Origin of the sequence: Pseudoalteromonas sp. PPB1 (assembly GCF_015356275.1) — a bacterium.
Lineage (GTDB): Bacteria > Pseudomonadota > Gammaproteobacteria > Enterobacterales > Alteromonadaceae > Pseudoalteromonas > Pseudoalteromonas rubra_D.
The window spans coordinates 407209-420785 of sequence record NZ_JACEQV010000001.1 but is presented as its reverse complement, the minus strand read 5'-3'; the positions used below and the strand labels follow the sequence as shown (position 1 = coordinate 420785).

Annotated in this window: 10 protein-coding genes and 1 pseudogene; 8 read left to right on the top strand and 3 right to left on the bottom strand. The window is 50.9% G+C overall.

All coding sequences use genetic code 11. The annotated features are described in order from the left end of the window. Positions 1-45: 45 nt before the first annotated feature. The 4 genes from IY568_RS01840 to IY568_RS01830 all read left to right on the top strand — a co-directional run bounded on the left by IY568_RS01840 (position 46) and on the right by IY568_RS01830 (position 5449). A complete protein-coding gene (locus tag IY568_RS01840) occupies positions 46-2637 on the top strand; it encodes a M14 family zinc carboxypeptidase (RefSeq protein WP_125558467.1) in 2592 nt (863 codons plus the stop codon). 82 nt (positions 2638-2719) lie between these two features. Next, positions 2720-3619 carry a cation:proton antiporter gene (locus IY568_RS24620; protein WP_267250858.1) on the top strand — a complete coding sequence of 300 codons (900 nt, stop codon included), beginning with the start codon at positions 2720-2722 and terminating at the stop codon, positions 3617-3619. Continuing rightward, a complete protein-coding gene (locus tag IY568_RS25045; protein WP_267250857.1) occupies positions 3616-5193 on the top strand; it encodes a cation:proton antiporter in 1578 nt (525 codons plus the stop codon). Before IY568_RS24620 ends, IY568_RS25045 begins: the two co-directional genes overlap by 4 nt. 82 nt (positions 5194-5275) lie before the next feature. Continuing rightward, positions 5276-5449 (top strand): hypothetical protein, encoded by a 174-nt coding sequence (locus IY568_RS01830; protein WP_164517486.1) that lies wholly within the window; start codon positions 5276-5278, stop codon positions 5447-5449. Positions 5450-5508: 59 nt separating this feature from the next. Here IY568_RS01830 and IY568_RS01825 read toward each other — a convergent pair whose 3' ends face one another. The 3 genes and pseudogenes from IY568_RS01825 to IY568_RS01815 all read right to left on the bottom strand — a co-directional run bounded on the left by IY568_RS01825 (position 5509) and on the right by IY568_RS01815 (position 8195). Continuing rightward, positions 5509-5964, bottom strand: a complete 456-nt coding sequence (locus IY568_RS01825; RefSeq protein WP_416365151.1) for a DUF3299 domain-containing protein — start codon at positions 5962-5964, stop codon at positions 5509-5511. A 52-nt stretch (positions 5965-6016) separates the two neighbouring features. After that, positions 6017-7512: pseudogene (locus IY568_RS01820) on the bottom strand (ABC transporter permease). Continuing rightward, complete coding sequence (locus IY568_RS01815) at positions 7509-8195, bottom strand: ABC transporter ATP-binding protein (protein WP_194866638.1); 687 nt, start codon at positions 8193-8195, stop codon at positions 7509-7511. The pseudogene IY568_RS01820 and the gene IY568_RS01815 overlap by 4 nt, the downstream one beginning before the upstream one ends. A gap of 195 nt (positions 8196-8390) precedes the next feature. Here IY568_RS01815 and IY568_RS01810 point away from each other — a divergent pair, with 195 nt between their 5' ends. From IY568_RS01810 to IY568_RS01795, 4 genes are all read left to right on the top strand, one after another. After that, entirely contained in the window at positions 8391-9494 is a 1104-nt protein-coding gene (locus IY568_RS01810) for a phosphoribosylaminoimidazolesuccinocarboxamide synthase (RefSeq protein ID WP_194866637.1), read from the top strand. 150 nt (positions 9495-9644) lie between these two features. Further along, positions 9645-10442, top strand: a complete 798-nt coding sequence (locus IY568_RS01805) for a methylamine utilization protein (protein WP_194866636.1) — start codon at positions 9645-9647, stop codon at positions 10440-10442. Then, on the top strand, positions 10432-12747 hold the full coding sequence (locus tag IY568_RS01800) for a putative bifunctional diguanylate cyclase/phosphodiesterase (RefSeq protein ID WP_125558452.1): 2316 nt from the start codon (positions 10432-10434) through the stop codon (positions 12745-12747). Before IY568_RS01805 ends, IY568_RS01800 begins: the two co-directional genes overlap by 11 nt. Beyond that, positions 12734-13576, top strand: coding sequence for a DUF3034 family protein (locus IY568_RS01795; protein WP_194866635.1), 843 nt, complete (start codon positions 12734-12736; stop codon positions 13574-13576). The genes IY568_RS01800 and IY568_RS01795 overlap by 14 nt, the downstream gene beginning before the upstream one ends. Position 13577 lies beyond the last annotated feature (1 nt).

Below are 13577 nucleotides of genomic sequence, written 5' to 3'. Positions count from 1 at the left end.
TGATCCGGGTTATAGCTTTTCGTTTTCCGCAACTGAGCAACCGCTATGAAAATCCAATACGCGTCCTATCAGGACACCATAGAGTTCCTGCAAAGCGCCATGAGCGCGCACCCCCATTTGATCCGTTTACAGAGCATAGGTGAAACCTGGGAAGGTCGACCGATCATGCTGGTGACTATTTCGCTGGATGTCACCTACGCCGATGATAAACCTGCGTTACTGTATACCGGATCGATCCATGCGCGGGAGTGGATTGGCAATGAGCTGGCGGTAAAGTTTGTTCAGTATGTGATTGATAACTATCGTTTCAACCCGAAGCTGCAAAATGCTTTGACCCGTAATACTTTGTATATGGTGCCGTGCCTGAATCCAGATGGTTTTGAGTACTCCCGTAACCATTTCTCATTCTGGCGCAAGAATCGGCGTAACAATGGCGATGGGACGTTTGGGGTGGACTTAAACCGCAATTTTGATGCGAAGTTTATGCGTAATCAGAACACAGGATCGAATACCTATGGCGGGCCTCACGCGTTTTCTGAGCCAGAAACGTGTGCCATTCGTGATTTTGTAGAAAGCCACGAGAACATTCGTATCGCACTGGATTATCACTCCCAGGGCAATGTGTTTTTTCCGGCGCATAAATTCAATCATGAAGTAGAAATCGAAGGGACCGATCTGAATGTGCTGTGCGCCAATATGAATCACGAGATCAAAAAGGTGACTGGCCGCCAGTATGGGATCCACCGGGGCAAACCGCCGGCTCAGCTGATCCACGGCAGTGGCCGAGAGTACTATTATCGCAAGGGGATCATTGCCACCGTGGTGGAAGTGGGCACGCGTAATATTCCGGATTATATGAAAAATATGTCCGAGAGTGTGGCCGAGAATATTCCGGCTGTGCAATATGCGCTGAGTGAGGCAATCAATTACTCGCCGCTGGCCCCCAAACGAGTGGAAGGCTTTACCATCAAATCAGTGGCCCATGACAGTGTTGAGCTGGAATGGCAATATGAGGATCGTGATGACATCTATTTTGAAGTCTATCGCAGTCAGCATAACAAAAACCCATGTGGCGAAGAGACCTTAGTCGCCATTACTAAAACGCTGAGCTTTACGGACAGTCAGCTGCTCAGCGGACACAGTTATTTTTACAACATTCGTGCCGTGGACAAGGTGACTAAGATAAAGTCGCCATTCAGCCCGGAGCTGCGTCTGAAAACCCGTCTGGCACGAACCGAAAGCGCCCGTACTTTATTCCCTGCCCGTGAGTCGGTGGGCTACTTATCGCAAAATAATCAGGTCAAAAATAAAGAACACTTTGGTTATAACTCTATGTTTATCGGGGTTGATAAGAAGCGTGGTGTTAGCATGGGCGTGGTGCAGTTTGATCTCAGCAGTATCAACGCAGGATCGCAGATCTTAAGCGCCCAGTTCTTTATTTATCCCATGAACCGGGTGGCGGCCAAAATTGAAAAATATGGTGAATGGTCGGTGGCGATCCTTGATGCTGATCAGATTGAAGACATCTATGACTACGCTGCCATTGCAGAGGCTAAGCCTTTGCATACGCTGGGGCAAACCATTGAGTCTGACAAACTGACTCAGGGGATCTGGCTGAAATGGCAGTTTAATGGCGTTGAGCGTAGCTTGTTGGCCAAACTCTTAAAACAGCAGCGTCTGTTACTGCGGTTACAGGGGCCTAAAAAATTGCCGCTGGGTAAAGACTCTCAGGTGATGCAGTTCGATATTGGCTATGGGCCATTTGGTAGCGGCTTACATTATCGGCCCAATCTGGAGCTGGTTTATCAGTTGCCCGAACAGCAACTGGTCCTGAGTCCATTGGCCTGTAATACCATTTACAAAGACAAAGTAGTGGCGGACAAATTGGCATCCGGGTTCGATACCGAAGGCGATATTGTGTACGGACAGATGTCGTTTGACTTAAATGTGGATTTACCTGTGGAACGCACGGTATTCACCAATGCCTGCCTGACTGTGCGTTCTTGTAATTCCATCGCGTCCGCGCGGGACGTGCGTTTTACCATAGAATTGGTGGAATTGCGGGACGTGGATTATCAACACGTTAAACAACGCCAGAAAATAGAGTATATCGGCTATGAGGTCAGCAACGAACAACTCAGAGAGCGTGCCGAACATCACTTTATTTTCGATAGCTACAGCTTGCAGGAGCTGGAGCGTTTGCATCAGGCACAGACGCCTTTTTACTTTATTATTCGCGCCACGGCGGAGTCGCAGGCAACGGATGCACTGGTAAACTGGACCAACTGTCAGGATCAGCAACCCGCGCAGCTGAAAATAGACTATATCGCACGACGCAAACATCCGGTGGCTGCACCACATAATCTGCAAACTCAGGTCGAAAACGGCGTGGTGAAACTGACCTGGGACAATGAAGAGGATGAGGATCTGGTGGGCTTTTTCGTGGTACGTAACCGCTTCCATCCGCCACGTTCTCCGTTTGATGGCGTAAAGCTGTATGGCGGTCGGGACAACTATACCCTGGATAATTTTGGTACGCCGGATATTGCTAAATACTATGCGGTGTTTAGCTATGATGATGTGCCTAATTACTCGCAGCCAGTGACGATTTACTATCCAGGCAAAGCTGAGGACTGAGTTTTTTGCCCATAAACTAACAGGGCCAGCCTGAGTGAACTAAGCTTACTGCATTCTGAGCCTATCGGTTAAGGTGGCTGGTATGCAGTTTGAATCTGGCATTCTGGTCCTGGTTTTTTTGATCCTGGCCCTGTTTATAGGGGCGCTGACCCGGCATGTCCTGAAAAATACCCAGATCCCCTATACCGTAGCGCTGTTGGTGATTGGGATCTGTATTGGTCTGGCACAGCGCGGCGATGTCTTTAGTGGTGACACTCAGATGGTCGGCGATACCTTAGCCCTGGTTGCCGACATTGACCCGCACCTGTTTTTATTTTTATTCCTGCCTACGCTTATCTTTGAAAGCGCTTTTGCGATGGAAGTGCACTTATTCCGCCGCATGTTTACCCAGATTGCTATTTTGGCCGTGCCTGGCCTGATGCTGGCCATCTGGCTGACGGCCGAATTATTACATATGAGCGTGCCTGAGCACTGGCAATGGAGCTGGGCCATGTGCCTGATGTTCGGTGCCCTGATCAGTGCTACCGACCCGGTTGCTGTGGTGGCTTTACTGAAGGAAGTGAGTTCGCGTAAACGCCTCGAAACCCTGATTGAGGGCGAGTCTTTGCTCAATGATGGTACCGCCATCGTGTTTTTCAGTTTGTTCTATGTCTGGGTGCTGGCCAGCAGCGGCGGAGAGGGAGCCATGATGGCTTCACCGCTGCAAGCTGTTGGGCAGTTTGCCGGTGTGGTACTGGTCGGTTTGGCGATAGGTCTGGTACTGGGTGGGTTATGCATTATATGGATCGATAGGGTGTTTAACGATCCTATGATAGAGATCACGCTAACCATCGCGGCGGCATATTCAGCGTTTTTCATTTCAGAATCGTTTCATGTCTCCGGTGTAGTGGCTGTGGTGACGCTCGCGCTGGTACTGGCCAGTGTGGGGCGAACCCGGATCAGCCCGGAAGTAGCTGGGTTTTACATCATTTCTGGGAAATGATGGCGCACATTGCCAATACCTGTATTTTTCTGCTGGTGGGGATCCTGGTGGCCATTCGGGTGCCGCTGGATGATCTACAGGCGTGGCAGACCCTGGGCATTTTATATGTTGGGATCATGCTGATCCGCGCGACATCCATCACTGTGTTTACACCGCTGTTGAGCCGCATAGGGGTCGGTATTACTTTTGAAAAAGCCAGTGTCTTATGTTGGGGCGGGTTGCGAGGGGCTGTATCACTGGCGCTGGCTTTGACGGTGGCTGCGAGCGAGGCGATCCCAAAAGAGATCAGTGATCGCATGTTGTTTTTATGTGCTGGGATTGTGGTTCTGACGATTTTAATCAATGGGGGCACTATGGGCATGTTGCTGAAGTTCCTGCGCCTCGACAGCCTGCCTCCAGCCAAACAGGCTACGGTTGACAAAGCCAATCAGCAAGTGGCTAATACCCTGCAAACCATGCTGCCGACTATGATGGACAGCCCATTTTTACGTGGGGCTGACTGGCAGCAGGTGAAAACCCAGGTCAAGCTCGGGGCTATGGCACAAACAGATGCAGATGCGCCGATCGATCAGTCGGACTTAGACACGGCTTTTTTGCGTCGTTTACTGGAAACCGAACGTAAACACTACTGGACTCAGTTTGAGCAAGGCACATTGGGTAAACGGGCAACCAATTTGCTGGTTGAAGCGGTTGAACTGGCACTGGATGGTGAGCCCTGCATCGGTCAGCGTGATAGCTTGTTGGCAACCTGGCAAGTACCCGGCTGGCTAGAGCGAATGCGGGGTATCGCCTGGTTAGAGCGGACGTTATTACGGTTGTATTTTGAGCGTCTGGTAGTGGGGTATGATGTGGCCAGGGGCTTTATTCAGGCGCAGGAAGCGCTGGAAAGTCATATTGATACTTTGTCGCCGAATGCACAGATAGCGACACAGGTGCGCCAGCAGGTGCAGGATAATATGGCTCAGACCATCGCGCGGATCAATGAGCTTCAGGAAACGTTTCCGGATATAGTACAGGCGCTTCAGTCACAGGCTGCAATCCGGTTACTGCTGAACCGTGAGCGGGCTGTGATTAAAGAGCAGCTCAAGCTGGCGGTGCTCGACAAACCCGAAGCCAGCCGGTTGCTGGAAGATGTCGAAAAACGTATGGCGGCGCTGCAACAGGTATCGATTTTTCGCCAGACGGAGGCGGCACAATTGGATCAGCAGATCCCCTGGTTACACGGCGTCACACAGAGCACCCGCGAACAGATCAGCAGCTGCCAGGAGCGCGGTATTTATGATGTGGGTCAGGTGTTGATAAGGCAAGGTAAAGCGCTGAATAAACTGGGGGTGATTTACCGGGGCAGTGTACGTGAAGTGGTTGCCGGTAAGCAGGGTAATAGCCAGGTTGTTGTCAGAGGGCCGGGCGAGACACTTGGCATAACGGCTTTACTGACTGGGTCATCTGCTCTGGATTATCTGGCTGAAACGCCCTGTGAAGTGGTGTGGATCCCGGTTGATAAACTGAAAACATTGATGCAGGAAGACCCCACATTGATGTATATCCTCTGTCAGCAGCTGGCTCAGAGGTAACTTTACATTTGACTAAAATGTGTGCAAAAGTGGAAAGGTGCTAAACAGCACATCTTTAAAGACAACAATAAGGAAATACACTATGAAATTACAATTAAACAAAAAATCGATCAAGCAGTTGGGTGGCCAGACGCGTTTACTGGATGGTGCACAAACACCGCAGGTTGCCGGTGGCGTGCGTTATACTGAGCGTGACTCGTGTAACACGATTGCTGTTATATGCGATACCTATCATTTCAGAAGCTGTCTGTGCTAAGGCTGGACTGACTATCTTGTGGCTCATCATTGAGCCACTTTCAGACTAATAACCGACGTTTATAATTCAAACGGCGCGACGCCAACTGCTTCCATTTTATAACCGGTTTGTGCCAGATCGCCTTTCCAGGTGGCCACCTTCATAGTACCCGTCACGGTAATCGCATCATACAGGCTGTCGATGGGCACCCCATTCTTGATTTTGACATGCACGATCTGGTTGGGCGGCGGTGGTGGCACGTGAATACAGGCTCCGAAGTAAGGCACCAGTAAGAACTCAGTGATCACTTCACTGTCTCCTTCAAGCGGGACTACAAACCCGGGTAAGCTCACCTGTTTACCATCTAAGCTTTTAACAACCGGGGCATCGAGATCCGGCTGTACCCAGTTTTGCTGATCGCCATCATGACTGGCCGCGGCGTCCTGATTGCTGATTTGGACATGGCCTTTTGGGATCAGATCATCCCAGAAAATTTCTTTAGGCGGTGCTGCCTGCGCCTGCACGCAAAACAGCATCAGCGTTGTGCAAAGCCAGAAAATAGTGCGTAATGGTGTCATTCAAAACCTCTTATAGCTTGATGCTCATGCCATCGCTGAGCGAATAGAAATAGGCTCGGGTTGCAGGCAATATGCCCATCAGTGTGCCGGCCGCCATAATACCCCCGATCAACATGAGTTCATAGTGACTGAGCAGTGAAATGATCAGGCTAATTCCGAACTGACTTTGCAGCGTGCCTTGTGCCAGTGCAATCAGGGCGTAAAACAAGGCAATGCCTAATGTGCAGCCTGCTGCGGTAATTAAGATAGCTTCGCTGCTCATTAGAGTGAAAATGTGTCGTGGTCGCGCGCCCACAGAGCGCAAAATGGCCAGTTCGCGGCGGCGCTGGTTCAGCGTCGCCAACAAGGTGGTTAGCATGCCCAGCAGGCTGATTAAGACCACCACGGCAGAAAATAGCAGCAGGATCTTTTCTACCAGGCCCAGCATGCGCCACAGCTCACGTAAGGTGACGCCGGGCATGATGGCCAGCAGCGGCTCTGCTTTGTAATTATTGATATTACGGCGGATCTGCAAGGTGTATAGCGGGGAGTCCAGCCCCATTAAAAATGCCGTGATCTGTTTGGGTTCACCAATCAGATCGCCATGCAGATCTGCGGGGGCTGGTACCGCAACTGCGATGGTGTCGGGTTTATCGTGTCCATGACCGTGGTCATGGCTGTCATGGTGCTCATGTTCATCTGCATGGCCGTGGTCATGGCTGTCATGGTGCTCATGTTCATCTGCATGGCCGTGGTCATGGCTGTCATGGTGCCCATGTTCATCTGCATGGCCGTGGTCATGGCTGTCATGGTGCCCATGTTCATCTTGATGGTCATGCTTGTGTCCAGCTGGCTGTTTTGGCTTACCTAGCATGCGGGGAGTTGATTTAGGCTGGCTATGCATGGCCTCGATGGCCGCCAGTGGCACATGCACGGTTTTATCGACCGGTGTGCCGGTCGTGCCAGGATCCCAACTATAGTCATCGGATTATCATCGTGATGATGGAAGCTGGTATTGCCCATACCGTGTGAAATCACAATTTGCTGACCAAGCTGATAATGCATTTTTTGGGCTACGTCACTGCCCAGCACCACTTCCTGTGCATTAACAAAAGCGCGGCCTGCGGTGAAAGCCAGCGTTTGTTTCTTACCATAGCGAAAGTGTTCAAAGTAAGCGCTGTCGGTGCCCAGTACCGCATGACCTTTGTGGCTGTCGCCCAGGCTGATGGGAATAGTCCAGCTCACACCTCGCTGCGCCTTGATATCCTGATAGCTGTCCCAGCTTACACTATTATTGGCATGACCAATGCGAAAGACACTGGAGAGCAGCAGCTGGATGTCGCCACTTCGGGCACCGACGATAAGATCGGTACCTGATACGGTATTGCTAAAGCTGCTTTTCGCTTCCTGACGCACCCTTTCAATGGTCAGCAGCAGCATCACACTGATGGCAATGGTGAACAGGGTCAGCAGCACGCTGGCCTTGCGGTTGAGCATACTTTTGTTCGCCAGACTGATTAACCTCATTGGCTTGCTCCGTTTAATTCAACCAGACTCAGATGTTTGTCAAACAAAGGGGCCAGGCTGCTGTCATGACTGACGAACAAAATGGTTGCGCCATATTGGCTGGCCTCTTTAAATAGTAACTCGATAAAGGTATTGCGATTGTCGGCATCCAGTGCGGAGGTGGGCTCGTCAGCAATGATCAACTCAGGCTGACCAATAAAGGCCCGGGCTGCGGCAACACGTTGTTGCTGGCCAATACTCAGCTGAGCCACAGAACGTGACATGATGCTGGCATCCAGACCAAGTTCCTGTAACAACAGCTCGGCCTGCTGAGCCAGGGTTTTACCCGACGCCTTAATGCGGTCGGTACGGCTGCGGGAAAAATGGCAGCCGAGCATGACATTTTCAACCGGACTCAGGTAAGGCAGTAAATTGAAGTTCTGAAAAATTGTGCCGATGTGATCGGCTCTGAATTTGTCTCTGGCGGCATCGCTGAGCTGTGCCAGATCACTGTTAAGCAAGCGGATGCTGCCGGCTTCTGGCTTGTTAATTCCGCTCAACAGTCCCAGTAGCGTTGATTTACCACTGCCGCTTGGGCCATGCAAAAAGACCCGCTCACCGGCGGCAACTTCAAGTTTGGGTATGTTGAGTGTGGCGTCGGCTGCACCGGGCCAGCGAAAAATCAGGTCGTTAATCTCTAACATAGTCTCACATCAATGGCGGATCACGCCCGCATCATAAAATACTTGTGCCGCAAGCTAAACCCACCTGCGGCATATCGCCGTTCAGTGCGGTAAAGCAATTGTGATTTGTTGGCTGCTCGACTATCATACACCGCTCTAACCCCCTCTGTATTTTGCGTCCTTTAGCAAGACGCAGCCGTTCTCTATGGAGATACAATGAGTAGCTACAAAGTTCTAGACGTCAATGACGATCTACCCATTCGCACCAAAGGTGCTGTGCACAGTGGTAAAGTACGTTCAGTTTATTGGTTAACCGACCAGGACAGTGCCCGTTTGATCGAAGAAAAAGGCTATGATGTGCCTGCCGGAACAGAGCTGGCGATCATGGTGATCTCGGATCGCATCTCGGCCTTTGACTGCATCTGGCAGGGCGAAAATGGCCTCAATGGTGTACCGGGCAAAGGTATCGCACTGAACAGTGTCGCCGCCCATTGGTTTAAACTATTCGATGAAGCGGGTCTGGCAGGTAATCACATTGTGGATATACCTCACCCATACGTGTGGATCGTGCGCAAAGCCAGCACCGTGCGCGTCGAAGCCATCGCCCGCCAATATATCACCGGCAGCATGTGGCGCGATTACAGCAAAGGTGTACGTGAGTTCTGTGGGATCAATTTGCCAGAAGGCCTGACTGCGCATCAAAAGCTTGATGATGTGCTGATCACGCCGTCAACAAAAGGGATCATTCGTGGCCTGCCAGATGTGCCGGAAGTCGATGATGTGAATATCACACGCCGCAATATCACGGATAACCTGGATGCGTTTAACTTTAAGTCAGACGCCGATGTGGCCCGTTATGAGCAGCTGCTGAGCGAGGGCTTTGCGTTGATCTCTAAAGAGCTGGCCAAGCTGGATCAAATCTTTGTGGACACCAAATTTGAATTTGGTTACGTAGAAGATAAAGATGGCAGTGAACGCCTAATCTACATTGATGAGGTAGGCACGCCAGATTCATCACGGATCTGGGATGGCCCGGCATACCGTGACGGTAAAATTGTTGAGAACTCTAAAGAGGGCTTCCGTCAGTTATTGATCAACAATGTACCGGATAGCGATGTATTGCTGAACAAAGACCGCATGAGCGAGCGCGAACAGCTGGCTGCCAGTTATAAGTTGCCTGAGCAGGTGATGATGTCGGTGTCAGATACGTACGTGGGCATCGCCAGTAAAATTGTGGGCCAACAGCTCAGTATTCCTCAGAACCCACGTGATGAGGTAATTGCCGTACTGGATAAAGAGTATGGCCTGATTGACGCCTGAGTAGTCTGAAAAACATAAAGAAAGCGGCGATAAGCCGCTTTTTTTATGGCTGTTTAACCGCTGGATGCAGGCGTGAATGTGTATTCGTCCTTGCTTTTCTTTTCAGCGTCACTTTTACTTAAGGTAAGCAAGTGGCTCAGGCAAATTTCCATGAACGTCAGCGGGCATAACCCGGTAAGGATCGCACAAGGGCACCTGATCTTGATCAGGCGAGCGCTGGGGTGTGCACGAAAGATAGTTGGCGTGCGTATTTTTGCCTGGCCAGTGTACGCTTGGATACTTGCCAGCTTAGGTGGTCCTGTTTATGGGGCTGATAATGCACTCGACAATGGTGCTGGTAAGGGTGTCGGTAACGGGTCCGGTAACGGGTCCGGTAACGGATACACCCTTCAATTGCGTGATCAGCACGGTGAACCCTTATCCGATGTGGTGGTTGAAGTGGTTGCCCCCTTACGTGCGGGTCAGGTGCAGCAAGTCGCCGTAATGGATCAGGTCAATAAGCAATTCCATCCCAGACTACTGACCATAATGCAGGGTCAGGCGGTGAGCTTTCCCAACAGTGATGATATTCGTCATCATGTCTATTCTTTTTCTGAGACCAAGCGTTTTGAGCTTAAATTATATGCGGGTACACCTATTCAACCGATACGATTTGAACAACCGGGTGTCGTTGTTCTAGGATGTAATATTCATGATTCAATGGTGGGCTATATCTATGTTTCTCAATCAAAAGACGTGCTTACCAGCGATCAATCGGGCACAGTGAAGTTACCTGCTTATGCGCAGCAAGTGGCTATCTGGCATGCATTACAAACACAGGATATCGACACTCGCAGGATAGTGACGGTGACAGAATTACAACAATCCGGGTCTGCTATTGTAGAAACACAGGCACCGGCACCCAGAAACACATTCTCAGAGATGTTTAAGGATCATCATGGGCACTAGTTTTAAAAATCGTATTATCGCCTTGTGCGTCGGGTTGGTACTGCTGACAGCGGTCGCCAGCTTAGCCAGCTTCTGGTGGTCTACCAGCCAGTTCAATGAGCGCAAGGTGCAGCAGGATATTCAGACGGCGCAAAATGTCTATCAGCAATATCTCAGTGCCAAAGAGCGTTTGCTGGTGACCGCCGCCACGGTACTGACGCAAGATTTTGGCTTTAAACAGGCGGTTGCAACACGCGATGCACCGACCATTGAAAGTGTGCTGTTTAATCATAGTCAGCGTATCGACGCTGATCTGATGTTGCTGCTGGACGTGCGCGGTCAGCTGATCTCTGCCAATCAGGCCGAAATTGAGCTGGCTGAAGATCTGCGCCCGTTGCTCAGAGAGTTGTTAAATCATACCGAACAGTCTGCTTTTGTCAGCCTGGATAAGCAATTGTATCAGGCGATTATTTTGCCCGTGAAGGCACCGCGTACCATTGCTTTTGCGATTGTTGGCTTTGCGGTTGATACGGAAGTGGCAGGGCAGCTACGTGAGCTGACCGGGATGGAAATGAGCTTTATTGGCCATGGTGAGCAGATCAAGGCCAGCTCGTTGCGTTTACCCGAATCCCAGGATCTGTTCGCGTATCTGCATGAGCAAAAAATCACCCGCTGGCTGAGCGAGTTTCCGGTTTATATTAATGCGGAGGTTGCTTTGCCCGCGTTAAACTCTTCTCCGGTTAGCCTGGTATTAAGTGCCGATATGACCAAAGACTATCAGGAGTTCGATCAGCTGGTGTTAACCATTATTTTGTCGTCCTGTGTGACTATGTTGTTTGGCTTTGTGGCCAGTGGCTTTTTAGCACGGAACCTGGCTACCCCGTTACAGCAGCTAACGGTGATGGCGCGTCGATTTGCTCTGGGTGACTACGAAGCCACCGTACACGAGTCACGACCGACTAAAGAGATCTGTCAGCTGGTGGATGCTTTTCATGAAATGGGTGATGACATCCAGGCGCGGGAAAAACAAATTCGCTATCAGGCCAGCCACGATGGTCTGACACGCTTTTACAATCGCGCAGCCGCCATGGAGAAGCTTACCCGCTTGTTGCAAGATGGTCGCGTTTATTACCTGCTGGTTGTGGACATAAAAGGCCTCAGACACATTAACGATAAGCTGGGCCCACGTGTGGGTGACAGCTGTATTCAGGCCGTTGCACAGCGGATTGAACAAATCGGTGCCAGTTTTGAAGGACTGAATGCCCGGCTCGGTGGAGATGAGTTTTTAACTGTGCTGGCAGCCAAAGAGGACAGCTCAATGGAAGGGTGTGTCGCTGGGTTTCTGAGTGCGCTGAATCAGCCTTACCAGGTACAGAAACTGGAGATCAACCTGCGTTTTAGTGTGGGGGTGGTCCATTACCCCGAGCAGGCAGACGATCCGGAAGATCTGGTACGTCGTGCTTTGATTGCAGCAGACAACGCGGCACAGCAGGGCAGTAATTCGGTGTATTTTTACCAAACCGGTGAAGACGAAGCCTACCTGGAGCGCTTGTTGATCATTGATGAGCTCAAAGCCGCACTGCAAAGTGACGACGGCCAGCTGTTTATGACCTATCAGCCTAAGCTCAACATGCACAGTCAGCAGGTCGATAAGGTGGAGTCACTGATCCGCTGGCAGCGACGCAATGGCGAGTGGGTCTCGCCTGAATTTTTTATTGATTTGGCAGAGCAGTCAGGTCTGATCGTCGAGCTGACACAGTGGGTGCTTAAAACGGTGGTGGCGCAGGTTGCCAACTGGGTCGAGCAGGGGATCACCATGAAAGCGGCCATCAATGTGTCGGCACAGGATATTGCGGATCCCGATTTTGTGCCCCACCTGGAAGCCATGCTGGATCGCTATCAGATATCGCCTTCCTTGATCACCATAGAGCTGACAGAGCGGGATATGATCGAGAACGAAGAGAAAGGGATTGCTGCGCTTAAAGTACTCAAAGAGATTGGCGTACATATTTCTCTGGACGATTACGGTGTCGGTCAGACTTCATTGGGTCGCTTAAAAATGCTACCGATTGATGAGCTCAAGCTGGATAAGGTGTTTATTCTGAAGCTGGCCGAAACGCATCAGGATCAGTGTATTGTGCGTTCCACCATCAGCCTGGGTCATCAACTTGGTTTTTCTGTGGTTGCTGAAGGGGTAGAAGATAAAGCGTCTTTGGAGCTGCTCAAAGAAATGGGCTGTGATTATGCTCAGGGGTATTATTTGAGTAAACCACTGAAGGCGGAGCTGTTGACACAATGGCTTGGCCAGTATCATGAAGCGGGTTAATCCGTGTTTAGTGGTTTTGTCAGGTTGCGCATTAGGAATAAGTGCCACCTGCATGGCTGGTTCCGGTAAGTTACTGGCCACACCCGGTGTTTCTCAGGTAGAAGGCAGCGCAGGTGGGGGCATTGTGCCCTGGGCTCAGCTGGCAGGGTATGCCAGTGACGAGCAATGGAGTCTTGGCGGCTTTTGCAGCCGCGCCAGCGTCGATGATTACCGACTGGATGTGTGCGGTATTCAGGCCAACCTGTTTGACCGCGTAGAGCTGAGTTATGCTGAGCAAACTTTTGACGTACCAGCACTCAATACTGAGATCGAGCAGTCGGTAAGCGGCGTTAAAGTACGCCTGTATGGGGATATCGTCTACAGTGCCTGGCCACAGTTGAGTCTGGGGATGCAACATAAATCACTCAAAGATGATGCTGTTGCCGCTTTGCTGGGCGCCGAGGAAGACAGCGGCACCGATGTCTATCTGGCTGCCAGCAAGCTGCATCTGGGAGCGCTTGGCGGCTTTAATGCATTTTGGAATATCACGGCGCGTCATACGAAGGCCAATCAGTTGGGTCTGCTGGGTTTCGGTGGTCAGCACGGCAGTGAACGCATTTACCTTGAAGCCAGTACGGCCATTTTTCTTAGCCAGCACCTGGCTTTGGGCTACGAATATCGTGAAAAGCCTGACAACCTCGGATTGGGCGAGCAACAGTGGCAGGATGTGTTTGTTGCCTGGTTTATCAATAAGCAGGTCAATATCACCGCAGCCTGGTTGGATTTGGGCAGTATCGCAGGTCAGCCGGGTCAAACCGGTTGGTATGTGTCTGTTACCGGATACTTTTAAG